This window comes from Roseibium sp. RP-7, from assembly GCF_053005225.1.
The window spans coordinates 18,858-45,038 of sequence record NZ_JBRKQA010000003.1 but is presented as its reverse complement, the minus strand read 5'-3'; the positions used below and the strand labels follow the sequence as shown (position 1 = coordinate 45,038).

General features: G+C 59.9%; 25 protein-coding genes. 14 read left to right on the top strand and 11 right to left on the bottom strand.

Features of this window, described 5'->3' with window-relative positions; translation table 11 throughout:
- The first annotated feature begins 58 nt into the window (after positions 1 to 58).
- Complete coding sequence (locus tag ACVDG9_RS22905) at positions 59 to 487, top strand: DUF4399 domain-containing protein (RefSeq protein ID WP_055659623.1); 429 nt, start codon at positions 59 to 61, stop codon at positions 485 to 487.
- A gap of 89 nt (positions 488 to 576) precedes the next feature.
- On the top strand, positions 577 to 1,152 hold the full coding sequence (locus ACVDG9_RS22900; protein WP_228871083.1) for an MgtC/SapB family protein: 576 nt from the start codon (positions 577 to 579) through the stop codon (positions 1,150 to 1,152).
- Between the two features lie 6 nt (positions 1,153 to 1,158).
- Here the strand turns inward: ACVDG9_RS22900 and ACVDG9_RS22895 are convergent, their stop codons facing one another.
- Entirely contained in the window at positions 1,159 to 2,847 is a 1,689-nt protein-coding gene (locus tag ACVDG9_RS22895; RefSeq protein ID WP_055660439.1) for an acyl-CoA dehydrogenase family protein, read from the bottom strand.
- Between the two features lie 163 nt (positions 2,848 to 3,010).
- Between ACVDG9_RS22895 and ACVDG9_RS22890 the strand changes: the two genes are divergently transcribed.
- Complete coding sequence (locus tag ACVDG9_RS22890; protein WP_023002964.1) at positions 3,011 to 3,901, top strand: YihY/virulence factor BrkB family protein; 891 nt, start codon at positions 3,011 to 3,013, stop codon at positions 3,899 to 3,901.
- Between the two features lie 36 nt (positions 3,902 to 3,937).
- On the opposite strand, the gene ACVDG9_RS22885 is transcribed toward ACVDG9_RS22890, so the two are convergent.
- The gene (locus tag ACVDG9_RS22885; protein WP_447239066.1) at positions 3,938 to 4,813 is read right to left on the bottom strand and encodes a DMT family transporter; all 876 of its coding nucleotides are present in this window, start codon (positions 4,811 to 4,813) and stop codon (positions 3,938 to 3,940) included.
- 312 nt (positions 4,814 to 5,125) lie between these two features.
- Here ACVDG9_RS22885 and ACVDG9_RS22880 point away from each other — a divergent pair, with 312 nt between their 5' ends.
- Positions 5,126 to 7,063 carry a methyl-accepting chemotaxis protein gene (locus tag ACVDG9_RS22880; protein WP_447239065.1) on the top strand — a complete coding sequence of 646 codons (1,938 nt, stop codon included), beginning with the start codon at positions 5,126 to 5,128 and terminating at the stop codon, positions 7,061 to 7,063.
- Between the two features lie 170 nt (positions 7,064 to 7,233).
- Complete coding sequence (locus ACVDG9_RS22875; RefSeq protein WP_152505394.1) at positions 7,234 to 8,418, top strand: NAD(P)/FAD-dependent oxidoreductase; 1,185 nt, start codon at positions 7,234 to 7,236, stop codon at positions 8,416 to 8,418.
- Positions 8,419 to 8,498: 80 nt separating this feature from the next.
- Here the strand turns inward: ACVDG9_RS22875 and ACVDG9_RS22870 are convergent, their stop codons facing one another.
- From ACVDG9_RS22870 to secA, 7 genes are all read right to left on the bottom strand, one after another.
- Complete coding sequence (locus ACVDG9_RS22870; RefSeq protein WP_447239064.1) at positions 8,499 to 9,461, bottom strand: hypothetical protein; 963 nt, start codon at positions 9,459 to 9,461, stop codon at positions 8,499 to 8,501.
- Positions 9,462 to 9,591: 130 nt separating this feature from the next.
- Positions 9,592 to 10,386, bottom strand: a complete 795-nt coding sequence (locus ACVDG9_RS22865) for an alpha/beta fold hydrolase (RefSeq protein WP_023002969.1) — start codon at positions 10,384 to 10,386, stop codon at positions 9,592 to 9,594.
- Between the two features lie 53 nt (positions 10,387 to 10,439).
- Positions 10,440 to 11,630 (bottom strand): adenylate/guanylate cyclase domain-containing protein, encoded by a 1,191-nt coding sequence (locus ACVDG9_RS22860; RefSeq protein WP_447239063.1) that lies wholly within the window; start codon positions 11,628 to 11,630, stop codon positions 10,440 to 10,442.
- A 68-nt stretch (positions 11,631 to 11,698) separates the two neighbouring features.
- A complete protein-coding gene (locus ACVDG9_RS22855) occupies positions 11,699 to 13,219 on the bottom strand; it encodes a glycosyltransferase family 39 protein (RefSeq protein ID WP_447239062.1) in 1,521 nt (506 codons plus the stop codon).
- Positions 13,220 to 13,222: 3 nt separating this feature from the next.
- Entirely contained in the window at positions 13,223 to 13,654 is a 432-nt protein-coding gene (locus ACVDG9_RS22850) for a GtrA family protein (protein ID WP_296599575.1), read from the bottom strand.
- Positions 13,644 to 14,681, bottom strand: a complete 1,038-nt coding sequence (locus ACVDG9_RS22845; protein WP_208993448.1) for a glycosyltransferase family 2 protein — start codon at positions 14,679 to 14,681, stop codon at positions 13,644 to 13,646. The genes ACVDG9_RS22850 and ACVDG9_RS22845 overlap by 11 nt, the downstream gene beginning before the upstream one ends.
- Before the next feature lie 109 nt (positions 14,682 to 14,790).
- Complete coding sequence (gene secA / locus ACVDG9_RS22840; protein WP_447239061.1) at positions 14,791 to 17,562, bottom strand: preprotein translocase subunit SecA; 2,772 nt, start codon at positions 17,560 to 17,562, stop codon at positions 14,791 to 14,793.
- Between the two features lie 269 nt (positions 17,563 to 17,831).
- Here secA and ACVDG9_RS22835 point away from each other — a divergent pair, with 269 nt between their 5' ends.
- The 4 genes from ACVDG9_RS22835 to ACVDG9_RS22820 all read left to right on the top strand — a co-directional run bounded on the left by ACVDG9_RS22835 (position 17,832) and on the right by ACVDG9_RS22820 (position 20,957).
- Positions 17,832 to 18,716, top strand: coding sequence for a peptidylprolyl isomerase (locus ACVDG9_RS22835; RefSeq protein WP_051990069.1), 885 nt, complete (start codon positions 17,832 to 17,834; stop codon positions 18,714 to 18,716).
- 255 nt (positions 18,717 to 18,971) lie between these two features.
- Complete coding sequence (gene argJ, locus ACVDG9_RS22830; RefSeq protein ID WP_075284199.1) at positions 18,972 to 20,213, top strand: bifunctional glutamate N-acetyltransferase/amino-acid acetyltransferase ArgJ; 1,242 nt, start codon at positions 18,972 to 18,974, stop codon at positions 20,211 to 20,213.
- A gap of 85 nt (positions 20,214 to 20,298) precedes the next feature.
- Entirely contained in the window at positions 20,299 to 20,700 is a 402-nt protein-coding gene (gene mutT / locus ACVDG9_RS22825; protein WP_289807984.1) for an 8-oxo-dGTP diphosphatase MutT, read from the top strand.
- A 29-nt stretch (positions 20,701 to 20,729) separates the two neighbouring features.
- Complete coding sequence (locus tag ACVDG9_RS22820) at positions 20,730 to 20,957, top strand: Flp family type IVb pilin (protein ID WP_306355458.1); 228 nt, start codon at positions 20,730 to 20,732, stop codon at positions 20,955 to 20,957.
- Between the two features lie 19 nt (positions 20,958 to 20,976).
- Here ACVDG9_RS22820 and ACVDG9_RS22815 read toward each other — a convergent pair whose 3' ends face one another.
- Positions 20,977 to 21,888: a methyltransferase domain-containing protein gene (locus ACVDG9_RS22815; RefSeq protein ID WP_447239358.1), complete on the bottom strand. Its 912-nt coding sequence runs from the start codon at positions 21,886 to 21,888 to the stop codon at positions 20,977 to 20,979.
- Positions 21,889 to 22,102: 214 nt separating this feature from the next.
- Between ACVDG9_RS22815 and ACVDG9_RS22810 the strand changes: the two genes are divergently transcribed.
- From ACVDG9_RS22810 to ACVDG9_RS22790, 5 genes are all read left to right on the top strand, one after another.
- Positions 22,103 to 22,864: a ComF family protein gene (locus ACVDG9_RS22810; RefSeq protein ID WP_447239060.1), complete on the top strand. Its 762-nt coding sequence runs from the start codon at positions 22,103 to 22,105 to the stop codon at positions 22,862 to 22,864.
- A gap of 114 nt (positions 22,865 to 22,978) precedes the next feature.
- A complete protein-coding gene (gene grxC, locus ACVDG9_RS22805; RefSeq protein ID WP_006932400.1) occupies positions 22,979 to 23,236 on the top strand; it encodes a glutaredoxin 3 in 258 nt (85 codons plus the stop codon).
- Positions 23,237 to 23,283: 47 nt separating this feature from the next.
- On the top strand, positions 23,284 to 24,138 hold the full coding sequence (locus ACVDG9_RS22800; RefSeq protein WP_447239059.1) for a carbon-nitrogen hydrolase family protein: 855 nt from the start codon (positions 23,284 to 23,286) through the stop codon (positions 24,136 to 24,138).
- A complete protein-coding gene (locus tag ACVDG9_RS22795) occupies positions 24,135 to 24,662 on the top strand; it encodes a DUF1178 family protein (protein ID WP_023002983.1) in 528 nt (175 codons plus the stop codon). The genes ACVDG9_RS22800 and ACVDG9_RS22795 overlap by 4 nt, the downstream gene beginning before the upstream one ends.
- Positions 24,663 to 25,043: 381 nt before the next feature.
- Positions 25,044 to 25,415: a response regulator gene (locus tag ACVDG9_RS22790; RefSeq protein ID WP_168687525.1), complete on the top strand. Its 372-nt coding sequence runs from the start codon at positions 25,044 to 25,046 to the stop codon at positions 25,413 to 25,415.
- 202 nt (positions 25,416 to 25,617) lie between these two features.
- Here the strand turns inward: ACVDG9_RS22790 and ACVDG9_RS22785 are convergent, their stop codons facing one another.
- Complete coding sequence (locus ACVDG9_RS22785; RefSeq protein ID WP_023002985.1) at positions 25,618 to 26,163, bottom strand: hypothetical protein; 546 nt, start codon at positions 26,161 to 26,163, stop codon at positions 25,618 to 25,620.
- Positions 26,164 to 26,181 lie beyond the last annotated feature (18 nt).

Here is a 26,181-nt window from a genome sequence, read left to right as displayed (position 1 = left end):
AAGTGAAGAGTGGTCGTGAGGAACAATGCAGAATTCCGTCCTTGAAAGGGAGAAGATCATGAAGAGACTTGCAATCGGGCTCGGTGCTGCCGTGCTTGCCCTCACAGGTACCGTCGCCCAGGCTGGAGAAACTCCGGCACCGGACGGCGTGAAGCTCTACTTCGTAAACCTGAAGGATGGCGACACCGTCAAAAGTCCGGTGACCATCCAGTTCGGCCTCTCCGGAATGGGCGTTGCCCCCGCCGGCACGGAAAAGGAAAACACCGGACACCATCACCTGATCATCGATGAGAGTATCGAGGGCGAGGAGCTGAACGAAGCTATTCCGGCGGATGACAATCACAAGCATTTCGGTGGTGGGCAAACCGAAACCACGATCGAATTGCCAGCCGGTTCACACACGTTGCAACTGGTGCTGGGTGACTGGTCGCACATTCCGCACAATCCGCCGGTCATGTCGGAAAAGATCACGGTTACCGTGGAGTAGGCGGCAGCCAGCACCGGTCACCTTCCGGAACGAAAGACTTGTTGCGGCGTTGCTCTCTTATGCTGACCGACCCGCAACAAGGAACGACCATGGTAGACCGGCTTGCCGCAGAGATGGACCTCGGCTTCGGTGCGGTTCCGCTGGACGTTCTGGTTCTGCGGATGATTGCGGCCATCGTTCTGGGCGGTATCATCGGGTTCGAGCGGGAAGAGCGTGGCAAGGATGCCGGGCTCAGGACGCATATGCTTATCGCATTCGCCTCGTGTCTGTTTCTCCTGATCAGTCAGGCGCTTGCCGATCTTCCCTTTTCCGGGGCGAGCAACGTCAATGTGGATCCGCTCCGTCTGGTCGAAGCCGTGACAGCGGGCGTGGCGTTCCTCTCCGCCGGTCTGATCTTCTCCCGCAACGGCTCGGTGCAGAACGTCACTACCGGTGCATCAATGTGGCTGGCAGGCGCCATCGGCACGGCCTGTGGCGTCGGTCAGATCGGATTGGCGGGTCTTGCAACACTCATGGTGGTGATTGTCCTGGCCGTCATCGGCCGCCTGCAAAGCAAGCTTGGCCCCCAGGCCCGGGACAGCGCCCCGGACGAGGGAATGAGCGAGAGATCTGACAAGCTTCGCCACGCGCAGGCACACGGCCATCGCGACAAAGGGGCGATCTGATGACGATCAGGCGTTGCCGCGCGTCTCGAGCAGGCGGCGCGCGATGACCTGAGCCTGAATTTCCGCCGCACCTTCGAAGATGTTCAGGATGCGGGCGTCGCACAGGACTCGGGAAATTGCATATTCCAGAGCAAAGCCATTGCCGCCGTGGATCTGCAACGCATTGTCCGCCGCGGCCCATGCAACGCGGGCACCAAGCAGTTTCGCCATGCCTGCTTCCAGATCGCAGCGTTTGCCGGAATCCTTCTGCCAGGACGAGAAATAGGTCAGCTGGCGGGCGATCATCAGTTCGGCAGTCATCATGGCCAGCTTGTCGGCAACACGCGGGAAGTTGACCAGTTCCTTGCCGAACTGGACGCGTTCTTCGGCGTATCTCAGGCCCAGGTCCAGTGCAGACTGGGCGACGCCCAATGCGCGGGCAGCAGTCTGGATGCGGGCGCCTTCAAAGGTCTGCATCAGTTGCTTGAAACCTTCGCCCTCGACCTGGCCGAGAAGGTTCTCGCCCTTCACCTTGAAGCCGTCGAAAGCGATTTCATATTCCTTCATGCCCCGGTAGCCGAGAACTTCGATCTCACCGCCGCTCATGCCGTCTGCCGGGAAGGGTTCCTCATCGGTGCCGCGCGGCTTTTCCGCGATAAACATGGACAAGCCCTTGTAGCCGGGTTCATCCGGGTTGGTGCGGGCCAGCAGGGTCATGATATCGGCACGGACCGGATGGGTAATCCAGGTCTTGTTGCCGGACACCTTCCAGACGTCGCCGTCCTTCACGGCGCGGGTCTTCAGCGAGGCAAGGTCCGAACCGGTATTGGGTTCGGTGAAGACGGCAGTCGGCAGGATCTCGCCGGATGCGATTTTCGGTAGCCAGTGCTGCTTCTGCTCTTCCGTTCCGCCGCACAGAATGAGTTCCGCCGCGATTTCGGACCGGGTGCCGAGCGAGCCGACACCGATATAGGCGCGGGACAGCTCTTCGGAGACGACGCACATGGCCTCCTTGCCAAGTCCGAGGCCACCATATTCTTCCGGTATGGTGAGGCCAAAGACGCCGAGCTCGGACATCTGCTCGATAATCTCAAGCGGAATATATTCGTTTTTCAGATGCCACTCGTGCGCGTTGGGCACGACGTTGTCTTCCGCAAAGCGGCGCATCTCGTTGCGGATCTGCTCCATGGTCTCGTCCAGACCTGGGTCGCCGAAGGTGGAATGGCCCGCCTGGTCGCGGATCAGGCGGGTGATCTCGCTGCGGATTTCCGGACGGCTTCCGGAATCGATCAGCGACAGGATTTCGGCTGTCTGGAAGCCAAGAGCTTCTTCGGAAGAGACGCCAAGATCCGCCAGGCGAACGATTTCACCCTGGTTCATCGGAATGCCGCCAAAGATCTGCGCAAGGTACTCCGCAAATCCGAGCTGGACGATGTAGTCCTCAAGAGCGCCGTAGCGGCCTTCCGCGGTCAGACGTTTCGCGTAGGCATCCAATTGGCGCAGAGACTCCACATAGGTTGCGAACCAGGCCAGTCCGTGGGTTGCCCTTTGCTCTTCTTCCATCAGGCGGGAGGAGATGCGCCCATCCTCGCTCACGCGGTCGCGCACCCGCTGCGCTGCAAGATTGAGCAGATGATCGAGCGTGGCGACGGCAGCTTCCGTTCGCTCGGTAAGGCTTGCGGGTGTTTCTGCGGCCGGCAGGGCTGCGGTGGACATGGCGATCTCCGTTTTCATTTGTTGCGCAGCAGCGCTTCTTGTTGAAGCTATGTTGCGTTGCACACCCTCATTTGTCGAGCGTGAATTTATAGACCTTTTGGCGGATGCGGTTTTCACTACCCAGGCTTGACGAATTGTGTCAGCGCAGGCCACATCTTGGGTCATGAGCGCCAGACAGACAGTTCTCGTGATCTACGCCGTCCTGAAAGACGCCATCGGTCACTTCGCCCGGGATGACGGCTTTGCAATGGCCAGTCACGTGGCACTGTCGGGGTTGCTGGCGATATTTCCCCTGCTGATCTTCATCGCCTCGCTCGCGGCCTTTCTCGGCATGACCGGTGCTGCCGACACGGTGTCGGAACTGCTGTTCGATGCCTGGCCGGCAAGCGTTGCATCGCCTGTCGTGCGGGAAATCCAGAATGTCCTGACCATTCGCCGCGGCGACCTTGTGACCTTCGGCGCCGTTGCCGCTTTGTGGTTTTCCTCCAACGGTGTGGAGGCGCTGCGTACCGCGCTCAACCGGGCCTACCGGCAGCATGAAAACCGCTCCATCGTGCTGTTGCGGCTGCAATCGATCGGGCTTGTGCTGCTGGGTGCCGGCATTCTGCTTGCCTACACGTTTCTGGTGGTTCTGGCGCCGCTCGCCCTCGAGGGGCTGAAGGTCTTCGTGCCGCAGGTCGAGACTTTCCTGCTGTCAATCAACGTTGCCCGATACACACTGGCCGGATCGCTGCTGATCATCGGCCTTTTCATCACCCACTGGCTGCTGCCGGCGGGGCATCGCACTTTCCGCGACCTGTGGCCCGGAGTGCTCGCCACACTGTTCATGTGGATCATTGCCGGCAGTGCCTTCGGCGCCTATCTCGCCAGCTTCGCCAATTACGTCTCCACTTATGGCGGTCTGGCCGGGATCATGACCGCGCTGATCTTTCTTTATATCTGCGCGCTCGTGTTCATTCTGGGTGGTGAACTCAACGCGGCAATCTCCCGTCAACGGCGCTACTGGCGCCGCCGTCAGGAACAGCTTGCGCTGGCGCTGGATACAGAAGCCTGACCGGATTTTCCGCAAGACGGCTTCCGGGGACCACTCCTAGCTCCTTGCTGGCTTCTTGCGGATGGTCAAGACGGCGCTGATGACCAGCACCATGCCGCCGATCTGAACCGGTGTCAGGGATTCACCGAACAGGAAATAGCTTTCCACCGCTGTTGCCACCGGCACCAGATAAAAAAGGCTGGCGACCTGGGAGACCGCGCCCTCGCGGATCAGCAGCATCAGGAGCAGGATTGCACCGACGGACAAGACCAGCACGAGCCAGGCCATCGCAAAGATCAGCTCACCTGACCAGGTGATCTGCCAGCTTTCGGTCAGGCTCAGCGGAATTGTGACAAGCAAAGCGCCGACGTACTGCCAGACAGTTGCCGCCATGAGGTCGGTGTGCTGTACGAAACGCTTCTGATAGACCGTTCCCAGGCTGATGGCTGCAACGGAGATGAGGACCACGAATATCGTCACCGGCGTGATGCCCGATCCGGCAAGGTCGAGTTTCGGACCAAGAACGAATGCAAGACCAATCGCTCCGATGGCCATGGCGAGCCAGTGTCTGCGGGAAATGGTTTCGCCAAGCAAAGCCACCGCGATGAGCGCGGTCAGCACGGGTTGAAGACCGACAATGATCGAGGACGCTCCAGCTGGCATGCCCTGTTTGATTGCCCAGAACACACCACCGAGATAGATGCCGTGAACCAGCATGCCGGTGAAGATGCAATGGGCAATGGCAGCGGGATCTTTCGGCCAGGACTTCGACAAGAACATCGCCAGCAGAATCAGCACCGGCAAAACCGCAACGAAGCGGACCGTCAAAAACACCATCGGATCGATGTAGGGTGCGCCGAGTTTAGAACCGACGAAGCCCGTAGACCACAGCAAAACAAAAATGGCCGGTGCGGCTCTGGCGAGGAGATTCAATTGCAGCCTCAATGACAAAGTCGAAGATGACGCAAGGTTAGATTGCGTCGAGTCGGTGGGGTTACACGCATGTTAACCGTAAGTTGGCATTTATAGTCAAATATACGGCGCAAACATGAGTGTTCGAACGTTCTGTCGTGAAAGAAACGCAGGCCAGAAGCACGAACACTTCCAGATCGATCAACTCATGGATGTAAACATCGACCCCGATGGCACATCCGTTGATCCAGGGGACATACGCTGGTGGCCTTCAGATCTCAATCACCTTTTCGGATCTTCGCGAATTTGTCAGTCAAAGCCAGAATTCTGGCCTTGAGCCTTTTCACAATTGTTGGGCTCCTTGCGATCGGCGGTGTCTTCTTCTGGAGCCAGGGTGAGCTCAATTCGGCCTTTGCGCGCATGAGCAGCAGTTCGACACTGGCCGGACAGGTCAGCACATTGTCGGAAAGCGCCGCAGCGCTGCGCTCGATTGAAGAGCGTTACCATAGCACGCCATCCGTCGAGACATTCCAGAGTTTCAACGCCAAGCTTGAAGAAGCCAGCGCAGTTCTGGAGACGATCGCAACCAACCCGGCCGCAGCGGCCTACGCTTCGGAAATCGCCGACGTCAAGGATACGCTGGAAGGCACAAGAGGTGCTTTCGAGATGCTGGACACTGCCCAGCAGAAGATCGGGTATGACACTACGCAGGGCTATCTGGCGGGGCTCAACGAATATGCTGGGGCGGTCAAGCATCGCCTGTCGGAAGAGATGAAATTCGGCGGCGGGCCGGATTTCGAAAAGCTGGCCCGCGCGATCCTGGCCGTTCAGCTGGCGGAACGGGAGTTCACGCTCAACAATACCGAGGCGGCGCTGGAGGTTTTCCAGGGCGAGTTCAACGATTTCGAAAAGCTCTTGAAGAAAGTCTATATCTCCGACGCCATCAAGGCGGAGCTGGCCGACAACATGGCCAAATACAAGACGACTTTCGACGATTACACAGTCGCCAAGACAGAGCGGGGCGAGCATTCGGAACTGCTGGAAAACCTGTTTGAACTTGTTCCACCGCACATCGCTTCCCTCAGCGAAGCCGCCAACACCATTCAAGGTGAAGCCGCCGGTCAGCTTGAGATGGCCCGGTCGATCGCAACCTATGCAATCGGCGGGGCTATCGTGGTTCTGCTTCTGCTGCTGCCGGCCATCGCGCTTGTGATCGGCCAATCGGTGGCGCGCCCGCTGGCGCGTCTGCAGTCGGCCATGGAAGCCCTTGCCAGCGGCCAGACCGACCTCGACCTGCCGGACGACAGTGGCAGCACCGAGCTTGCTTCCATGAGCCGCACGGTTCAGGTCTTCCGTGACAACGCGGTCGAGCGGGCTGAACTTGCGGCCTCGCAGGATCAGGAAAACCGGCGGCGCGAAGAACGCGTTGCCCGCCTCGATACACTGATCGGCCGGTTCGAGGGGACCGTGTCCGCGGCACTCGACAGTCTTGACCGAGCCAACGGCGAACTGCGGCAGACGTCCCAGTCGATGGAACAGTCGGCCGACGATGTTGCCAACCAGTCCGGGGAAGCAGCCGAAGCGGTGCGCACGGCGGCGGAAAACGTCACCTCCGCAGCTCATTCCGCGGAAGAGCTTGCCGCGTCCATCGCCGAGATCGCCGGCCAGGCCAACAAGTCGACGGAAGTGGCCCAGCAGGCGGTGCGGAGTGCATCTTCAACGGTTGCCACCATGCAGGAACTTTCCAGCGCGGCAGACCGGATCGGCGAAGTCATGGGGCTGATCCGCGACATTGCCAACCAGACCAATCTGCTGGCGCTGAACGCGACCATCGAGGCTGCCCGCGCGGGCGAAGCAGGCAAGGGGTTTGCGGTGGTTGCTGCCGAAGTGAAGCAGCTTGCCGACCAGACCTCGAAAGCCACCGAGGATATCGCGACCCAGATCGAGGCCATCCAGGGGTCTTCCGGTCAGGCGGTCCAGGCGATCGAGGACGTCAACCGGATCATCTCCGACATGGAAGGCCTTGCCTCGGCTGTGGCATCGGCCGTGCAGCAGCAGGACGAAGCCGTTCAGGCAATCTCGCACAACGTTTCCAGTGCCTCGGCGCGGTCCGAACAAGGGGTGTCGAGCATGGAGGCTGTCGGTTCGGCTGCCGAGCTTGCACGGTCCAACGGTTCCGAAGTGGAGCACCTTGCAGAATCGCTTGGCGAGCAGGGCGCGTTGATCCGGCAGGAAGTTGCCGAATTCCTGCAAGGCGTACGCAGCGCCTGATCCCGAACCGGAACGCTTGAATCAAAGAAAATCGAAAAAACGCCGTGTCCGCACCGACGCGGCGTTTCGCCATTCTGGCGGCCTGCGTTTCTTCGTGCTAGCCATGCACTCAAACGATCGGCCGGCACACCATCCGCCGGACCGGCCAAGCGCAAAGAGGGCGAAGCGGAATGCAGGAAGACATCGTCATCATCGGAGCAGGACAAGCCGGAGCCCAGGTCGCCCAATCCCTGCGGCAGGGCGGATTTGAAGGCCCGCTGCGGCTGATCGGCGACGAACCGCATCCGCCTTATCAAAGACCGCCGCTTTCCAAGAAGTTCCTGGCCGGCGAGATTGGCGCCGAAGGCTTGTGGCTGCGCCCGCCGGCTTTCTTCACCACCAACAATATCGACCACATTCCCAATACCAGAGTGGTTGCGATCGACCGTGGCGCGAAGCGCCTGACACTGGCAAACGGCGATACGCTGCCGTATGGCAAGCTGGTTCTGGCAACCGGCACCAATGCCCGGCTGCTGACGCTGGAGGGTGCGGACAAGAAGGGCGTGGTCACGCTGCGCTCGATTGCCGATGTCAACGTGATCCGGGACATTCTGCAAAAAAGCAGCAATGTCGCCATCATCGGAGCCGGGTACATCGGTCTTGAAGTCGCTGCCGTCGCCAAAAGCCTGGGCAAGTCGGTCACCGTCATCGAGGCGCAGGATCGTCCGATGAAGCGCGTGGTCAGCCAGGCGGTCTCCGACTATTTCTCCGGCCTGCACAAGGCCCGCGGCATCGAATTGCGCCTGAATACGGGCATCGAGGCAATCGAGGGTGGTGACAGTGTCACCGGTGTCCGGTTGTCGACAGGCGAGACGGTTCCGGCGGAGCTGGTTCTGGTTGCCGTCGGTGCAGAGCCCAATGATCACCTGGCCGCAGAGGCGGGCCTGGAGGTCGACAACGGGATCCTGGTGGATGGATGCGGCCAGACCAGCGATCCTGACATCTTCGCTGCGGGTGACTGTACGCGTTTCTATTCCAACCGCTACCAGCGGTCCGTGCGCATGGAAAGCGTCCAGAACGCCATCGACCAGGCAAAGGCGGTTGCCCAGGCGCTGCTGGGTCAGGAAGTCGATTACGACCCGTTGCCGTGGTTCTGGTCCGATCAGTACGACATCAAGCTGCAGATCGCCGGTCTGTCGGAAGGGTATGACGACACAAAGGTCGTGGGTTCGACCGAGGACAACAAGTTCTATGTCGCCTACCTGCACGATGGCCGACTAATCGCCGTCGACAGCATCAATTCACCGCGCTCGCACATGATGGCCCGCCGGGTGATCGGTGAGCCGTGGCGTGATGATCTGCTGCCGGAAGCCTGAACAACAGGTTCCGATAGGATAGGTGCAGGCGGGCAACAGGAGGGCGAAGCGCTTCCATTGTCCGCGGTTCGCGCCTGCTGTTATTCGACCTTGCCGAATTTCTCCATGAAATAGGCGGTCATTTCCTTGTTGCGGTCGTACTGGTGCACGATGGCGTAGGGCTGCTTGTCGAAGGTTTTGACCAGCCCGTCCTCGAACACCGGCACGGTTTCCCGCGGCATGCAGAATCCCGGCGCATCCGGGCCGACATTCGCACTGACCGCGTGCAGCAGCCAGGGAACCTGCCAGTTCACCTTCTCGGCCTTTTCCTTCCAGCCGCAAAAGGTCAGAAGCTGGTTGAAGGCGGCCTGATCACCGCTGCGCTTGGTCTGGTCGAAGTAATAGACCGCCAGCATGAAATCCATCATCGCCTCGTAGCGGCCGGCGAAATAGCCAGCGCAGCACACGGGAACCCTGGCCACACGGTCATAGGCATGGCGGCCGTAGGTTTTCAGGACGTTCCGGCGGTTCCAGGGGTCTTCATGGGTGATGCTTTCCTCACCGATGAGGAGATCCTTGCCCGGAGCAAGGTTCTCCTCCATCCAGGCGAACGGGTCCGACTGGAAGATGACGTCCCGGGCATCCGAGAACGCAACGAAGCGCACAGGCTCGCCAAGCGAATCGAGATGCTGTTTCACCAGGTGACTGGCATGGAAGAAGCGCCGGTCGTAGATCTTGTCCTTGAAGCGCAGGACGCGCTTGTTCCAGGTCCAGCGCCTGTCGGTGTAAAGCTTGCCGCCATCGGTATGGTCGGCGATTTCTTCCCGAAGCTGCGAGTAGGAATAGCGCTTCTGGCCGGCGTCATGATCGAAGGTGATGACGAGCGAGCCCATGTGCTTCATGTAGTCAACAAGGGCTTCGCTGACATTGTAAGCCACCGCGACTGTCCGGCCGCGATACCCCGTTGCCTTCAGGGAATTGTACCAGGCAGCCATGTGTTTCGGCTCATAGCCCGACACCGCCGTGACGATGACATCGTTGGCTGCTGACATTTCGGCTGACATGCGCGCTCCGGCTCGGTTCATACAGGCCCCGCCGTCCGACCGGCCGGGTTTCGGCCTGCTACCTATCCCAAACCGCGCCGGGGGGCCAGATCACGGGGAAACTTTCTGGAGTTCCAGATGTTGGTCCGCGTCAGCAGCCAGCGTTCTGAAGGATGAGCCGGGTCACTTCCTTGGGAAGTTCCAGATGCAGCATGTGGCCGGTTCGTTCGAAAATGTGCGTGGCAACGACACCCGGCAACTTGTGGGCCTGGCGCGTCGGCAGGACACGATCCTGTGTGCCCCAGAGGACCTTGATCGGCATGGGCAGGGCTGCCAGTTCGTCGCGCGGCAGGGTCTTTTGAACGCTGCCGTCGATGATCTCGTCCGCGATTGCCTCCAGTGTCGCGGCCGCGCCCGGGCGCGCGCGGCTTTCGGCAGCCGTTCTGGCGAGGAATTTCGGCAGTTTGAACTCCCAGCCGAAGAACTGCTCCAGCAGGGTTTCCATGGTGTCGGCATCCGTTGCGGCCGCATAGCGACGGAGCAGACGGTGATTGATTTCGGAGCCGAAGCCGCCCGGCGCCAGCAGGGTGAGGCTGGCCACCAGATCAGGATTGCGCAGGGCAATCAGCGCGGCCACTGCGCCGCCCATGGAATGGCCGACCAGATGGACCTTCGTCAGCTCGAGCGCCTCCAGAGACTGCCCGACAGCTTTTGCGGAAACCCCCGCATTGCCGATCCGCGGCCAGTCCAGCGCCTCGCCGTGCCCCGGCAGGTCGAACGCGATGGAGCGTTTCTTCGAAGCCAGTGCCGTCTGTATGTTGAGCCAGGTTTGCCGGTCGCCGCCGAAGCCGTGCAGCAGCACGACCGGAGCACCGTTGTCAGGGCCGGTGGCTTCCTGGTCTCTGAAAGGCAGATGGGAAGGGGCGTCGGGACGTAGATCGGTCATGTCGGTCTTTGCTTGTCGGTGGGATGAGGAAATACCTGCCGGACGGGCGGCTTTCAGAAAAGCCGGTCCAGGGTAAACAGGGGCTGGGGGTCGGTGAAGCCGTTCAGTTCGAACGACCCGGCCGGTTTTGATCGTTCGCTGGCGAAGCGGGCGATGTCTTCGGTCATCAGAACGTCGGCGCCGACGGTCTTGGTGAGGCTTTCGATCCGTGCAGCCGCATGGACCGTCTGGCCGATCACCGAAAAGGTGAGCCGGTGCGGGACGCCAATATTGCCGAACATGACGGAGCCGACGGAAAGGGCGATGCCGGCCTTTAGAACGTGTGGCAGCGCCGGGTTGGCGTTGATCGTTTTCAGACGGTTCCGGCTTTCATCCGCGGCCGACAGTGCCTGTGCGACCGCCTTGTCCAGGCTTTGTGCGCCTATGGGAAAGACGCCCAGAACGGCATCGCCGATAAAATCGAGCACTTCGCCGCCTTTTGCCAGAATTGCACCGGCTGTCGCGTCGAAATAGGTGTTCAGAAACGACAGGTAGGCATCGGGACCAAGCAGTTCCGCAATCGCGGTGGAATTGCGCATGTCGCTGAAATAGATCACCGCATCGACGGTCTGGCCGTCGCCATGGCGGATCTGGCCGCTGAGCACCTTGTTGCCGGCGATCTTGCCGAGATACGTCTCTGCGATCGTCTGGTTGATCTGCCCCTGAATGGTGGCGCGCGCGGCCAGGGCAAAGCGTTTTTGAATGTAGCGGATTGCGGTCAGTGCATCGTCGGAAAAGCCTTCGGTTTCCCGCGTTGCCCAGCTGATCACGATGCCGGAGGTGGCAATCTGGTCCTTGATGGTCGGCAGGTCGAATTCGGTCGCGATGACGATGTAATCGGAGTACCCGCTTTCCTTCAGCCGAACGAGCAAGGGAAACTCGAGCGGGGCATTGGCATTCTTGAGGCGCCGTCGCAGGACGGATTCCTGGTTGACCAGCACGGCACGGACAGGGCTTTGCAGCCACTCGTCTGTTTCTTCGGCATTGTGGGCAATCTGCTCGCGCTGGATTTCAGTGCCGTTTTCCCAGATGGCGGCTTCCGCCTCGATCAGGGGATGAAGGGTTGACCAGCCGATCATGGCGCGGTCCACAGGAACCTCGCATGCGCGCAGGCGCTCGCACATCTCTCCGAACATCGACCCCAGATCGGGCGAGCCAAGAGACTGGTCGATCAACCAGTCTTCCACACCGTCGATTTCCGCCATACTGATCATGGCGCCAAGTTAGTGTTGTTTTCGTCCGGTTTCCAGACGGCTTGTGCCAGCGTTTGCGATTAATTCGCCGGTTCGAAAACCACCTTGCCAGGCGGGATGATGACCCAGTTGACCGTGACGTCGGGAATGCTGCCGGAGGTCAGGTAGGCGAACGTTCGCGACCCTTCGCGGACAGCATCCGGATAATAGCGGCGGATTTCCTCAATCGGTGTTTCCCGGTCGCCTCGCCAGACGATCATCAGACCCTTCTCCTGGACATCCTTCGGGTCGATCCAGGGGCTGAGGGTCCGGTCATGCAGATAGAACATCGACGGGCGGCTGGCGGCCTGTGTGGTGACGTTGGCTGCCGACCACATATCGCCAGCCACATAGGCAAGATCGGTGCCCATGTGCTCCTTCCAGACGCGTGCCATGTCTTCGGCGATCGCCTTGCCGGGATAGTGGAGCCGGGTCTGCTTATGTTTCCAGTGCGGCTCCAGAACCGCCTGCCCAAACAGGATGCCCAGGAAAATCGCCTGGATCGCAACGGCGGCAACGAAGGCGCGGGCGGGAAAGGGCCAGAGTTGCGGTAGCGCCAGAAACCGCACCGCCAGGATGCCGGACAGCACGAACATGGGCGTGCCCCACATATGTTCGAACTCGTTGCCGGTAACGGCTGATGCAATCAGAACAACTGCAAGCGGCAGAACGGCAAACCAGAGCAGAAAGCGGTCGGAAGGTGTGGCCAGGGGCGTGGCAACTTCGCGCCTGCGCAGGCGAACCTGTTTCAGGCCGTGCCAGCCAAGACCGGCCAGAAGCACAAGGAACAGGCCGGCGTGATTGCCGATCTGAGCTGCCAGGAAGTTCAGCGGATTGAACAGGTGGTCGACAAAACCGTCTGCCGGATTGCTGCGGCTGGCGGCGTAGCGCAACGTCAGGAAATCCGTTTCCAGAAGCCATGCCGCGTGTGGCACCAGCAGGGCAAGGCAGACGGCTATCGTCACCCAGGGGCCCGGGCGCAGGATATGCCGCCGGGCATCGGCGAAGACCAGCGCATAAAGTCCGATTGCACCGATCAGGAGCAGCACGAAATATTTCGTATAAAGGCCGAAGGCGGCGAGGGTGCCAAGCAGGACCCAGTCGAGCAGGCGGCCTTTGTCCAAAGCCCGGTGAAACAGCAGCATCATGCCTGCCCAGATGGGGATCTGCAGGATGTTCGGGTTGAATTCCGGCAGGGGCAGCGTGAAGTAGAAGGTTACGCTGGTCAGCACGAGAGACCAGAAGGACTGCTGGCCGGAAAGTCCGAGACGGCGAGCGAGCCGCCAGATGAACAGATAGCCAAGGGCAACCGAAAGCGCGCTCAGCCAGTACCCGCCACTGAGGCCTCCCGTGAGACGATAGGTGAGCTCCAGAAGCCAGGCCTGCATCGGCGGATGTTTGGTATAGCCGAGCTGAAGTTCCCGGCCCCAGGCAAAGCCTTCAACCACGTCGAGTGGCGGGTTGGGAAAGGTCAGGGCCGGTATCAGGGCATAAAGCAGGCAGAGGCCGCCAGCGTAATAGAGGGCCGCCCTTGAAGGAGCGTTTTCGATCAGACGTATCAAGGGTCAGGTCTCGGCTGGATGGTGCGAGAAGGCCCAGAGCCGGGCTCCGGCAAAGGAAAGGGCTGGCACGATCGCGATGGAAAACAGGAGGCCGATGAGATCAGGCCAGGGGGTCAGCGTCAGCCACAGGGCCAGAACGGTGGTGTTCAGCAGGAAGCCGGAGACGGCAATCACCAGGAACCGCGCCATGCTTCTGATTGCGGTGCCCTTCCGGCGCAGGTGCGAGAAGCTCCAGAAATAGTGACCGGTGAAAGAGACACAGAAGGCGACCAGGAAGCCGCAGATATTGGCCGGATAGGCCGGAAGCATTCCAGATTGCAGCAAGCTGCCCGCCACAATGGCATGGGTCAGCGTCGCCAGCACGCCGATCACGGCGAATTTGCCGGCGGCAGCGGTTTCCGTCTTCAACTTGCCATGGCGAATTTCAGGCGCCATTGGCGGCGTCGTCCGTTTGCTTTGCGGATGGAGGTGTGTTGCCACCTTCGATGACATCCTGAACGATGAAGACCGGCCGCTGTTTCGCTTCGTTGAAAAGCCGCGCCACATATTCGCCGATCATGCCGATCGACAGCAGTTGCACACCCGAGAAGAACAGAAGCGCGACCATCAGCGATGCGTAGCCCGGGAGATCGATGCCTTCGATGAGGACGCGTAAGGTCAGATAAAGCGCATAGGTGAAGGCGCCGACAGAGATCAGGGCGCCGCCATAGAACCAGACCCGTAGCGGGAGCGTTGTGAAGCCCGTGAGGCCGTCCAGCGCAAAGTTCCAGAGCTTCCAGTAATTGAACTTGCCAGCCCCCGCCAGGCGAGGAGGGCGCTCATAGGGCAGTGCCATGGCCGGAAACCCGACCCAGGCAAACAACCCCTTCATGAAGCGATTGCGTTCCGGCAGGCGCAGCAATGCATCGATAACGCAGCGGTCGATCAGACGGAAGTCACCGGCGTTCGCGGGCATGTCGATATTGGCCAGGCGGTTGAACAGGCTGTAGAACATGCCCGCCGTGGACCGCTTCATGAGCGTGTCGGAAGACCGGTCGACCCTGAGGCCGTAGACGACATCATAGCCCGCGCGCCATCCGTCCAGCATCTGCAAAATGAGCTCCGGCGGGTCCTGCAGGTCAGCATCGATGATGACACCGATGTCTCCTTTCGCCGCCTCGAGCCCTGCGGAAAGAGCAGCTTCCTTGCCGAAATTGCGGGAAAGGCCCAGAAGCCGTCCCGGCAGGCCGTTTGCAAGCTCCTCCGACAGGATGTCCGCGGTCCTGTCACGGCTGCCGTCATCTATGAAAACATATTCGTAACGAAGGCCGCTTCGCTCGAGCACCGGCCGGGTTGCCCGCAGGAAGTGGAGGATGACTTCCTCTTCGTTAAAGACCGGTACGATGACGCTGAGCAGCGGTGCCTGCGGGCGGGCGTTTTCCCGCCGGGTGACATAGACAGTGTTAGCCGCTTTGGTGTGCATGAACATTCGTTAGCCGGTTGAAGTCGGCGGCAACCTGCCGGAATTTCACGAAAAAGGCCAGCCCTTTGACGAGGCTGGCCTTCGCGATGGTCAATTGTTCCGACTGCCGTCAGACAAGCACGCCGTGGCAGTGCTTGAACTTCTTGCCGGAGCCGCAAGGGCAGGCCTCGTTGCGGCCGACCTTGCCCCAGGTCGCAGGGTCTTCCGGGTCACGCTGCGCCGGAGGTACCGGAAGCTGGGCGTCCGCCATGGCCATCTCGTCTTCCCCGGTCAAGGGATTGATGTGATGAGCATGCATTTCCGGCTCGGCTGGCATCTGCGGTGCCTGTTCCGTTACCAGTTCGACCCGCATCAACTGCGCGGTGGTCATCTGGCGCAGCTGGGTCAGCATGGATTCAAACAGCGTGAACGCTTCGGTCTTGTATTCCTGCAGCGGGTCGCGCTGGGCGTAACCACGGAAGCCGACGACAGACCGCAGGTGATCGAGATTGGCCAGGTGCTCGCGCCACAGGTTGTCGAGCGTCTGCAGCAGCACGGCCTTTTCGACCTGACGCATGATGTCCGGGCTGTATTTGGCAACCTTTTGCGCCATGCCGGCGTCGGCCGCCTTGCGCAGGCGGTCCTTGACCTCTTCGTCGGCAATACCTTCCTCGGCCGCCCAATCCTTGATCGGCAGATCCAGGTTCAGATACTTGCGGACTTCTTCCTGAAGGCCCTCGGTATCCCACTGCTCCGGATAGGCGCGCTCGGGAATGTGCGCGGATACAAGATCGTCGATCACGTCGTGACGCATGTCGGAAACCGCGTCCTGGATCGCTTCGCTGTCCATCAGCTCGATACGCTGATCGAAGACCACCTTGCGCTGGTCGTTCATCACGTCATCGAATTTCAGCAGGTTCTTGCGGATGTCGAAGTTGCGTGCCTCGACCTTCTGCTGAGCTTTTTCAAGTGCCTTGTTGATCCACGGGTGGATGATGGCTTCGCCTTCTTCCAGTCCGAGTTTCTGCAGCATGGAATCCATGCGCTCGGACCCGAAGATGCGCATCAGGTCATCCTGCAGGGACAGGAAAAACTTGGAATGGCCCGGGTCGCCCTGGCGGCCGGAACGGCCACGCAGCTGGTTGTCGATGCGGCGGCTCTCGTGACGCTCGGTGCCGATGACATAAAGACCGCCGGCCGCAAGCGCCTTCTGCTTCATGTCCTCGACTTCGGCGCGGATCTGCGCTTCCCTGGCGCTGCGCTCTTCACCTTCCGGCATGTCGCCCAGTTCCATGGCGATCTGCATGTCGGCGTTGCCGCCGAGCTGAATGTCCGTACCGCGGCCGGCCATGTTTGTGGCAATGGTCACGGCGCCCGGCAGACCAGCCTGGGCAACGATGAAAGCTTCCTGCTCGTGGTAGCGCGCGTTGAGAACCGCGAAGACCTTGGTCTTGCCGCCTTCGTTCTTCTGCGCGGCGGCAAAAGCAGCCGGATCGCTGAGATCGATCTGCTTGTAGCCGTGCTTCTTGAGCATCTCGGCAAGATATTCGGACTTCTCGATCGACGTGGTGCCGACCAGGATCGGCTGGGCACGCTGCTTGCAGTCGTCGATCAGCTTGACGATGGCCTGGAATTTTTCCTGAACGGTCCGGTAGACCTCGTCGTCGTCATCGATCCGCTTGACGGAAACGTTGGTCGGAATTTCGACCACTTCCAGCTTGTAGATGTCGGCAAATTCGTCGGCTTCGGTGGACGCGGTACCGGTCATGCCGGCCAGCTTGCCGTACATGCGGAAATAGTTCTGGAACGTGATGGAGGCCAGCGTCTGGTTTTCCGGCTGGATGCGCACTCTCTCGCGGGCTTCCAGCGCCTGATGCAGGCCTTCGGAGAAACGGCGGCCCGGCATCATGCGGCCGGTGAACTCGTCGATGATGACCACTTCGTCGTTGCGGACGATGTAATCCTTGTCGCGCTGGAACAGCTTGTGCGCCTTCAGCGCCTGCTGCAGATGGTGCACGATGGCGACGTTCTCGACGTCATAGAGCGAATCGCCTTTCAGCAGACCGGCTTCGCCGAGCAGCTTTTCCAGCTTCTCGTTACCGGCTTCGGTGAAGGTGGTCGAACGCTGTTTTTCGTCGAGCTCGTAATCTTCTTCAGTCAGATGCGGAATGAAGGCGTCGACCGAATTGTAGAATTCGGAGCGATCTTCCAGCGGACCGGAAATGATCAGAGGCGTACGGGCTTCGTCGATCAGGATCGAATCCACTTCATCGACGATGGCATAGGCATGTCCGCGCTGAACCATGGACTGGCGGTCATGCTTCATGTTGTCGCGGAGATAATCGAAGCCGAATTCGTTGTTCGTGCCGTAGGTGACGTCAGCGGCGTAGGCTGCCCGGCGTTCTTCGTCGCTCAGGCCGTGGGTGATACAGCCGACGCTGAGGCCGAGGAATTTGTAGACCTGACCCATCCAGTCGCTGTCGCGCTGTGCCAGGTAGTCGTTGACGGTAACGACGTGAACGCCGTTTCCGGTCAGGGCGTTGAGATAGACCGGGGCGGTTGCCACAAGTGTCTTGCCCTCACCGGTGCGCATTTCTGCGATCTGTCCGGAATTGAGGACCATGCCGCCGATGAGCTGCACGTCGTAGTGTCGCTGACCGAGTGCCCTGCGGGCCGCTTCGCGGACGGTTGCGAACGCGGGAACCAAGAGGTCATCGACGCTTGCGCCGTTTTTCAGCTGGTTTCGGAACTCGTCGGTCTTGGCTCTGAGAGCGTCGTCCGAAAGAGCCTGGATCTCAGACTCCAGGGCGTTGATCTGTTCGACCTTTGCCCGAAATGTCTTCACCTTCCGGTCGTTCGCCGAACCGAAAATCTTACGTGCTAAAGCGCCAAGGCCAGCCATGTGGCGGTCCTTCCCTACCGGGCGGCGCCAACTGGCAAAGAGGCGCCTGCCCATGAAATCGTCTCAATTGCTGTCCACGTTGCCGCCTGGCGCAGAGCGCTGGCCGGCATTCGCGGCCGAAAAGATGCCTTCCCGGCGCTACGGCCAGGACGCCCGACAGATAAGAGGGGGCTGAATGCTTGTCAACGCCGCAGGAATGCGCAATGTAGCCACGCCCCTGCAAGACAGGGGAAAGAAAGATTACTGTTCCGATACGTAAAGGACTACTCATGTTCCGAATTTCGATGCGCAGGCCGGCTCAGGCGCTTGCCGTTTCTCTCCTGGCGCTGTCGCTCGGATCCACCGTTCTGTCCGCTGCAGAACCGGACGATGTGGTCGCGAAAGTTGGCGACACGGAAATCACCGAAGCCGATCTCGCCTTTGCTGCGCAGGACCTTGGCAAGGAATTGCAGCGGTTCCCGCCGGCACAGTGGCGCAAGCTTCTTCTGGACGTCATGGTCGACATGGAACTGATGGCGCATGCTGCTCGTGAAGATGGCCTGGACAAGGATCCGGACTTCGAGCGCCAGCTCGACTTCCTGAAACTGCGTGCCTTGCGGAACGCTTACCTTGCCCAGAAAATCGACGGTGCCGTAACCGACGAAGAGGTTCAGGCGGCATACGACAAGGAATTCGCCGACTTCGAAGGTCCGGAAGAAATCAACGCCCGTCACATCCTGGTGAAGGAAAAGGCTGAAGCTGAAGCCCTTATTGCCGAACTGGACGGTGGCGCGGACTTCGCTGAACTGGCTCGCGAAAAATCTACTGGTCCGTCCGGTCCCAATGGCGGCAGCCTGGGGTACTTCGTCAAGGGTCAGATGGTTCCGCCGTTCGAGGCTGCGGCTTTTGCGCTGGAGCCGGGCACCTATACCAAGGAGCCTGTCGAAACCCAGTTCGGCTGGCACGTGATCAAGCTTGAAGACAAGCGTCGTCAGGAAAAGCCGGCGTTCGAGGAAGTCGCAAACGGTCTGCGCCAGCAGCTGATGCGCGAGCGCTATGACGCCCGCATGGCCGAGCTGAAGGATCAGGTTGCAGTCGAAATCCTCGATGAAGCCCTGGCCAAGTCCGAAGAAGAAGGTGCTGCTGCCGAAGACGGTGCGGCGAAGACCGAATAAGGCAAACGCTGCCTGAAATCAGAAAGCCCGGCAGTCAGACTGCCGGGCTTTTTTGCAGCCTTTGTGCACCACGCCCGAAAAGGCTTGAAAAGGCTTGCCTTTGTCCCATGCTTACGGCAAGAGCATCCAGTGTTCAGGCGAGCGCTGACAAGGTGCTCGCACGCATTTGAATGGATCAATGTCCGGACGGTCAAACGATCTCGATTGAGCGCCCGTTGATCCGGAACTTTGTATCATCTGACCGGGACCGCCTTGATGTCGACCACCGTATCTCCCCTTGCACCCAAGTCCTATCCCGAGATGCCGGAGATCGAGGGTGTTCAGTTCGCGACCGCCTCTGCCGGGATCAAGTACAAGGGCCGGACCGACGTCCTGCTGGCAACGGTTGCCGAGGGAACGGCCGTCGCAGGGGTCTTCACCCGTTCCAAGTGTTCTTCCGCGCCGGTTGACTGGTGCAAGGCTCGGGTCGGTGGCGGCAAGGCCCGCGCGCTCCTGGTCAATTCCGGCAATGCCAATGCCTTTACCGGCAAGAAGGGCAAGGCAGCTGTTGAACTGTCTGCCGAAATCGTCTCCAGGGAGCTTGGCTGCAGCGAAGGTGAAATCTTCCTGGCATCAACCGGCGTGATCGGCGAACCGCTTCCGGCGGACAAGTTTTCCGGTGTCATCGGAGAATTGAAGGCCAACCAGGGCAGCGCGAGCTGGCTGGATGCGGCCAAGGCGATCATGACCACTGACACCTATCCGAAGGTCTCCACTGCAAGCGTTGAACTGGATGGTGTTACCGTGACGATCAACGGCATTGCCAAGGGCGCAGGGATGATTGCGCCGGACATGGCCACCATGCTGTCGTTCATCTATACCGACGCTCCGATCGCTCCGTCTGTTCTCCAGGCTCTGCTCAGCGGGGAAGTCGACGGCAGCTTCAACGCGGTGACCGTCGACAGCGATACGTCCACCTCCGATACGGTTCTTCTGTTCGCGACCGGTGCAGCCGGCAAAAAGGGCGTGGAGAGCGTTGCCTCGCTCGATGATCCGCGCGTCGATGTGCTGAGGGCCGCTCTTGGCGACGTCATGCTGGACCTTTCCCATCAGATCGTCCGTGACGGTGAAGGCGCACGCAAATTCGTGGAAGTGCGGGTTGAAGGTGCCGAAAGCGATGGGTCCGCAAAGCGGATCGCGCTGTCGATTGCCAATTCACCGCTGGTCAAGACGGCAATCGCCGGCGAAGACGCCAACTGGGGGCGCGTCGTCATGGCCGTCGGCAAGGCTGGTGAGCCGGCCGACCGCGACAAGCTGGCCATCTGGTTCGGCGATGTGCGGGTGGCCGTGGAAGGTGAACGCGATCCAGACTACAGCGAAGCGGCGGCTTCTGCCGTTATGGAGCAGGAAGACATTGTCATCCGGGTCGATCTCGGTCTCGGCAGTGGCCAGGCGGCGGTCTGGACCTGTGATCTCACCAAGGAATATGTCGCCATTAATGGCGACTACCGGAGCTGAGTATCCCTAGCAGTTCTGACGGTACTGCCCGCAAACGTGCTTAACCGCGCGTTAATTCAGCGTTTCAGGATTGGACAATCTGCCAATGACCAAGATCGTGCTCGTCGCCGCTTGCGCCCTTGTGGATGCGGATGGCCGCATTCTTCTGGCGCAGCGGCCCGAAGGCAAATCCATGGCCGGACTGTGGGAATTCCCCGGCGGCAAGGTCGAACTAGGTGAGCGTCCCGAGGAGACGCTGATACGCGAGCTGGAGGAAGAGCTCGGCATTGAAGTTAACGAAGCGTGTCTGGCGCCACTTACTTTTGCCAGCCACTCTTACGAAGATTTTCACCTACTTATGCCATTGTTCATTTGCCGCAGGTGGAATGGAACTCCACTCGGCAAGGAAGGCCAGGCGTTGAAATGGGTGCGGGCTGTCAGGCTGAGGGATTATCCGATGCCTGCCGCTGATGAACCTCTGATACCCCATCTCCTGGATGCCGTTTAAGCCCGTTTGTTCAAACCCCCGGGGGGCACATGCCGTTTCGATTTCAAACCGTCGCAGACCGCATGTTGCAGGCCTTTCGCCGAGGAAGAGCTTTCGGAGATGACGAGCACGGCGCGACCATGATCGAATACGGCCTGATTGTCGGTTTCATCAGCATTGTCGTCCTGGTCGCCATGACCGCTATCGGTACTGCCATGCGCACCGATATCTTCGGAACAATTTCGACTGCTCTGCAAGGTGTGCTCGGTTCCAGCTGAGCCGGGCCGTCGGCTACCTCTAGTCGCCTATTTTCCGTTCCTGAACGCCAAGCGCGTCTGCGAGCCGTGTCTTGGCCGAGCCGGGGCGCAACGGTTTCTGCTGGCTTTCATGCGGCGCCCAGCCCGACAGGGTTACCAGTGAAAATGTCGCCCGGATCCTGCCGTCCGCATCAGCGTGGTTCTGCGCATAAATTTCGGCCGCACGCAGCAGTACCTGTCGAGACAGCGGCTTTCTGCTGCGGTCTTTCAACACGGATGTTGCACCCATGGCCCTGAGATCCGCCAGCAGTGCGAACATCGTATCATAGCGCACCGTCAGACTGTCCAGATCCGTGACCGGAAGCGCAAAGCCTGCCCTTTGAAGCAGGCTGCCGAGGTCACGTGTGTCGGCAAACGGCAACACCCTTGCAGCTGCACCGCCTTTTACTTCCAGCTCAGCCCGCGTGAGGCTGTCGCGCAGTTCGCTCAAGGTGCCGGCTCCGGGCAAGGTTGCCAGAAAAAGGCCGTCCGGTTTCAAGGCACGGCGGAGCTGTACCAGTGTGCCCGGCAGGTCGTTGACGAATTGGAGGTTGAGAGCGGAGACGATCAGATCCACCGACTGGTCGCTAAATGGGATCAGGGCGTCATCGAAGACAAGGTCGGGTGCAGCAAGGCTCGGGTCGGCAGCAAACAGATCTGCGCGCAACACGAGGTCAGCCTTGCCGGACTGCCGGATTGCTTCGCTCACGTGAGCGCAGTGCCCACCGAGATCTACAGCAACCGGAAACCGCCGATTGACCAGCAGCAGGCGGTCCTGCAGATCTTCGCTGACGGCTTTCAGCAGAAAGTCCGCGCCCGGTTTGGCAGCCATCAGCGCCCGCAGGCGGCAGGTGCGGAAGAAGGAGCGGTCGAAGAGATCTGGTTGTGCGGTCACGGCAATCCCGGTTGTCATCGAACTTATCGCGGTCACATATGGTATCCGTCCGCCAAGGTCAAAGGCGCAAGGGTCGCGCCAGGCGGCTTGCGGAGCAGGCTTCCAGAAAGTTCAGGCCAGTTCCTGCTTGTTTGGGCTGGCCAGATTTGTGTTTTCAGTGCCAAGGTATTCCTCAGTTTGAAGAATTATTCCCATCGGGTGCCATTGGGGAGCGGTTTTGCGAAGCCTTGCGATGAACATTGCCGGCCTGCCGGAAGTCGCGGCGCGATTTGCGCTCGATTTCGTGCTGCCGCAGCGCTGCTTCAGCTGCGATGCGCGGGTGTCCGAGCAGACAGGATTGTGCGCGGAATGCTGGTCCCGGATGCCGTTCCTGGAGCGGCCCTGGTGTCAGCGGCTCGGTATTCCTTTCTCCTATGATGTCGGCGACGGTGCCTGGAGCCCGCAGGCGATCGCCTCGCCGCCTGTGTTCGACAGGTTGCGGGCGGTCGCCTTTTATGATGGTCCTGCCCGGCAGATGGTGCATGCGCTGAAGTTTTCCGGGCGGCGGGAACTTGCCCGTCCGATGGCACGCTGGATGGCGCGTTCCGGCAGCGAACTTCTGAGCAGGGACAGCCTGCTGGTGCCGGTGCCACTGCACTGGATGCGACTGCTGCAGCGCCGGTTCAACCAGGCGGCAGATCTGGCGAAGGAAGTTGCCCGCGAATGCGGTGGTCAGTTCGAACCGCAGGTCCTCAGGCGGCAAAAGCGTACGCGCCGGCAAGTTGGCCTGTCAGCCAAGGACCGCCACAAGAATGTCCGCTCGGCGTTCAAGGTCGATGGTGTCCGGGCCGATCTGGTTCAGGGGCGTCACGTTGTGTTGATCGATGATGTGCTGACGACCGGTTCAACGGTGTCGGCCTGCTGTAAATGCCTGCTTTCTTCAGGGGCAGCTTCCGTCGACGTGCTCACATTTGCGCAAGTCGACCCTGCTTTGCGCTCGGGCAACTCGACCTGATCCCGACGGTCTTCCTCTTGAGTTTTCGCCGCGCGCTCGCATATAACGCCCGGATTTGGTGTGCGGCGGTGCGGGAAAAAGCGTGCAGCTGCCAAAAAGCAAGGAAAAGACCTGATGGCTGAAGTGGTGATCTATACGCGCCAGCTCTGCGGCTTCTGCACGGCGGCCAAGCGGCTGCTGGACAAGAAAGGCGTTGCCTACACGGAACACGATGCCACGTTCGATCCAGGCCTGCGCAAGGAAATGGTGCAGAAGGCCAATGGTCATTCAACCTTCCCGCAGGTCTTCGTCGGCAAAACCCATGTGGGCGGCTGCGACGATCTTCACGATCTGGAACGTGCAGGTAAACTGGACGCATTGCTCGCGTCCTGATTTACTGAACGAACAACCTTACCTATCAGGACGGAGACAGCGGTCGGATGACCTCATTCACGGCAGCATGCATTCAGCTGCGCAGCGGCAAGACGATTTCGGACAACGCCGATGCTGCGGAAGACCTGATCCGGGCAGCGGCAAAGGATGGCGCGCAATTCGTTCAAACGCCTGAAATGTCCAATGTTCTGGTGCGCAGCCGCGAAGAACTGCTGGAGCGGATTTCCGATGCCGAAGACGACCTGTTCCTGAAAAGAGCACGTGCGCTTGCAGCCGAGCTGGGCATCTATCTGCATCTGGGGTCGCTGGCCGTGCTTGCCGGCAACGGCAAGGTCGCCAACCGTGCCTTTCTGATCGGGCCTGACGGCAAGATCCTTGCGACCTACGACAAGATCCACATGTTCGACGTGGACCTGCCAAATGGCGAAAGCTGGCGCGAGTCCGCAACCTATGAACCTGGAACACAGACGGTCATCGCGGATCTGCCCTTTGCCAAGGTCGGTATGGCTGTCTGTTACGATATAAGATTTCCGGCAATTTTCCGGACCCAGGCTCGTCAGGGTGCACAGGTTCTGACGGGGCCGGCAGCCTTTACCCGCCAGACCGGGCAGGCGCATTGGCACGTACTGCAGCGCTCCCGCGCCATTGAAAACGGTGCCTACGTGATTTCGGCTGCACAGGGCGGTACGCATGAAGACGGGCGTGAAACCTATGGTCACAGCCTGATTGTCGACCCCTGGGGTGCCGTGATCGCCGAGATAGACAATGATGATCCCGGCTACGTTCTCGCCGAGATCGACACCCAGAAGGTTGCCGATGCGCGGGCGCGCATCCCTGCGATCGCCAACGAGCGGGATTTCGTCTGCTGTCACGCGGATGGTCTGAAGGAGATTTCGGCGTGATCAAATACACGCTCGTTTGCGACAGTGCACATTCCTTCGAAGGCTGGTTCCGCAATTCCGATGATTTCGACGCGCAGTGTGCGCGAAAACTGGTTGTCTGCCCGATCTGCGGAGCAACCAGCGTTCAGAAAGGTTTGATGGCGCCGGCAGTTTCAACCGCACGCAAGCGGGAGGCGCTTGTCGGTGCCGCGCAGGCGGAAATGCAGTCGGTGGCCGCAGCCGCTGCCAACAAGGCCGATGCGCCGACGGCAGCTGCCTCGACCGAAATGCGCCCGTCCGCCCTGTTGCCTCAGGATGTGCAGCAGAAGGAAATCCTCGAAGCTCTTCGGCTGGTGCGTGCGCGTATCGTCGAAAGTTCGGAAAACGTCGGTCAGAATTTTGCGGCGGAAGCCCGCAAGATCCACTATGGCGAAGCTGAAGAACGCAGCATCTATGGCGAGACAACGCCCAAGGATGTCGAGGCATTGCTTGACGAGGGCATCCAGGTGTTCGCACTTCCTGAACTGCCTGACGACAAGAACTGAGTTCAGGCGGCTTTCAGCGTGAAGTTCGGAGCGTACCCAGGAAAGGGGCGGGAGCTTCGCGCCCGGGTTGCCGGCCTCTGCAATTTCCCTGCTGTTGCGATTTCTCAGCCGTTTCACTGGAAGTTTAGTTTGCCGGGAAAGAGGCGTTTCTCTTTCGGTAGTCTCAGATGAAGATTACGTAAAAGAAAATATATTGCGTTTATGTAGTGGGATTGTTCCAAGAAATTTCTTACGTAGTGTTAATCATTATTAATTATTTTGGATATTTAAAATTTACATCGACTTGGGAACTTTTTCGGGTTGTCGGTGTTGAATATTGAAACAAACATTTATAATCATGATGCTGTGCCGAGGTTCCCGATGTCGATGACTGAGATGAACATGCCCGATACGATACGTGTAATGGTGGCGGAAGATGAGCCGCTGATCGCCTGGATGCTGGAAGATATCCTGTCTGGCATGGGTTTGCAGGTTGTCGGGCCATTCGCGACCGTTGCCGAGGCACGTTCCTGCGTGTCTTCAGAGCCGCCAGAGTTGGCACTTCTGGATGTCGATCTGGCCGATGGCGTTGTCTATCCGCTGGCCGACACGCTGCATGCTCAGCAAGTGCCGATCATCTTTCATACCGGTAATACGGACAAGGTGGACCTGAAGAATCGCTACGGAGGGGCTGAAGTCGTTCCGAAGCCGTCGAACCCCAAGCGGTTGCAGATTGCCGTGGAAACGGCCCGGACGCTGCTCAAACGGGCGTAAGCGGGCCCTTCAGAGCGCGCTTTGCTGATCGGTTTGGGACGCAGGCGTCTTCCTGGCTTCCGAATTGTGCAGTTTCGCCGCGGTTTCACCGGGTGCCGGTGGAGCCTGGCGAATGGAATTTTCCGTGACAACCAAAACGAAAACCTGCTTCAGCCCGGGGGATGAAGCAGGTTAATCGGTATAGGCCGGTCTGGCGAGGACGTCAGGGTTTCGCTGAAGCCGGTTTGCGCCGCGCCTGCGCCGGTTTCAGCGCAGCCTTGGTTTCTTCCAGGCTTTCTTCTGCAGCCTTGCTCATCTCGTTGACGCTTTCCATCGCCGTTTCATTGAGCTCTTCAACCACGGCGGCGCTTTCTGAAAAGCTGTCGCGGAAGAGGGCAGCCTGCTTTTCGAAATGGTCCTGATATTCGCTCGCCATTCTGGAATAGAAATCCTGCAGGGTTGCCATGGTTTCTTCCGGCGCGGCGCACTGGCTGAGGGACTTGGCGCATTCCATGTCCTGGTGCAGCCGGTGGCTGACGAAATTCATGTGGTCATCAAACGCCTTTTCGGCATGGGACCACATGGTCTTGCCCACTTTCTGGAAACTTGCGATGGCCTTGGCTTCAATGCGGTCTTCGCGCTCGGCAAACGCCCAGTTGGAAAAGGCAGGCATTGGCCATTCGGTTGGTGCCGGCCATTCCGGCAGCTTGGGCCATTCGGCCATCATGGCGCTGAAGTCGAAGGCACCTGTATTGCTTTTCGTCGGCATGAAAGATCCTCCGGTTGT

Excerpts from the sequence above, each read along its gene's own strand:
- ACVDG9_RS22905 (WP_055659623.1), top strand. The coding sequence starts at position 59 with ATGAAGAGACTTGCAATCGGGCTCGGTGCTGCCGTGCTTGCCCTCACA.
- ACVDG9_RS22900 (WP_228871083.1), top strand. The coding sequence starts at position 577 with ATGGTAGACCGGCTTGCCGCAGAGATGGACCTCGGCTTCGGTGCGGTT.
- ACVDG9_RS22895 (WP_055660439.1), bottom strand. The coding sequence starts at position 2,847 with ATGTCCACCGCAGCCCTGCCGGCCGCAGAAACACCCGCAAGCCTTACC.
- ACVDG9_RS22890 (WP_023002964.1), top strand. The coding sequence starts at position 3,011 with ATGAGCGCCAGACAGACAGTTCTCGTGATCTACGCCGTCCTGAAAGAC.
- ACVDG9_RS22875 (WP_152505394.1), top strand. The coding sequence starts at position 7,234 with ATGCAGGAAGACATCGTCATCATCGGAGCAGGACAAGCCGGAGCCCAG.
- ACVDG9_RS22870 (WP_447239064.1), bottom strand. The coding sequence starts at position 9,461 with ATGTCAGCCGAAATGTCAGCAGCCAACGATGTCATCGTCACGGCGGTG.
- ACVDG9_RS22865 (WP_023002969.1), bottom strand. The coding sequence starts at position 10,386 with ATGACCGATCTACGTCCCGACGCCCCTTCCCATCTGCCTTTCAGAGAC.
- ACVDG9_RS22860 (WP_447239063.1), bottom strand. The coding sequence starts at position 11,630 with ATGGCGGAAATCGACGGTGTGGAAGACTGGTTGATCGACCAGTCTCTT.
- ACVDG9_RS22850 (WP_296599575.1), bottom strand. The coding sequence starts at position 13,654 with ATGGCGCCTGAAATTCGCCATGGCAAGTTGAAGACGGAAACCGCTGCC.
- ACVDG9_RS22845 (WP_208993448.1), bottom strand. The coding sequence starts at position 14,681 with ATGCACACCAAAGCGGCTAACACTGTCTATGTCACCCGGCGGGAAAAC.
- secA (WP_447239061.1), bottom strand. The coding sequence starts at position 17,562 with ATGGCTGGCCTTGGCGCTTTAGCACGTAAGATTTTCGGTTCGGCGAAC.
- ACVDG9_RS22835 (WP_051990069.1), top strand. The coding sequence starts at position 17,832 with ATGTTCCGAATTTCGATGCGCAGGCCGGCTCAGGCGCTTGCCGTTTCT.
- argJ (WP_075284199.1), top strand. The coding sequence starts at position 18,972 with ATGTCGACCACCGTATCTCCCCTTGCACCCAAGTCCTATCCCGAGATG.
- mutT (WP_289807984.1), top strand. The coding sequence starts at position 20,299 with ATGACCAAGATCGTGCTCGTCGCCGCTTGCGCCCTTGTGGATGCGGAT.
- ACVDG9_RS22820 (WP_306355458.1), top strand. The coding sequence starts at position 20,730 with ATGCCGTTTCGATTTCAAACCGTCGCAGACCGCATGTTGCAGGCCTTT.
- ACVDG9_RS22815 (WP_447239358.1), bottom strand. The coding sequence starts at position 21,888 with ATGACAACCGGGATTGCCGTGACCGCACAACCAGATCTCTTCGACCGC.
- ACVDG9_RS22810 (WP_447239060.1), top strand. The coding sequence starts at position 22,103 with ATGAACATTGCCGGCCTGCCGGAAGTCGCGGCGCGATTTGCGCTCGAT.
- grxC (WP_006932400.1), top strand. The coding sequence starts at position 22,979 with ATGGCTGAAGTGGTGATCTATACGCGCCAGCTCTGCGGCTTCTGCACG.
- ACVDG9_RS22800 (WP_447239059.1), top strand. The coding sequence starts at position 23,284 with ATGACCTCATTCACGGCAGCATGCATTCAGCTGCGCAGCGGCAAGACG.
- ACVDG9_RS22790 (WP_168687525.1), top strand. The coding sequence starts at position 25,044 with ATGCCCGATACGATACGTGTAATGGTGGCGGAAGATGAGCCGCTGATC.
- ACVDG9_RS22785 (WP_023002985.1), bottom strand. The coding sequence starts at position 26,163 with ATGCCGACGAAAAGCAATACAGGTGCCTTCGACTTCAGCGCCATGATG.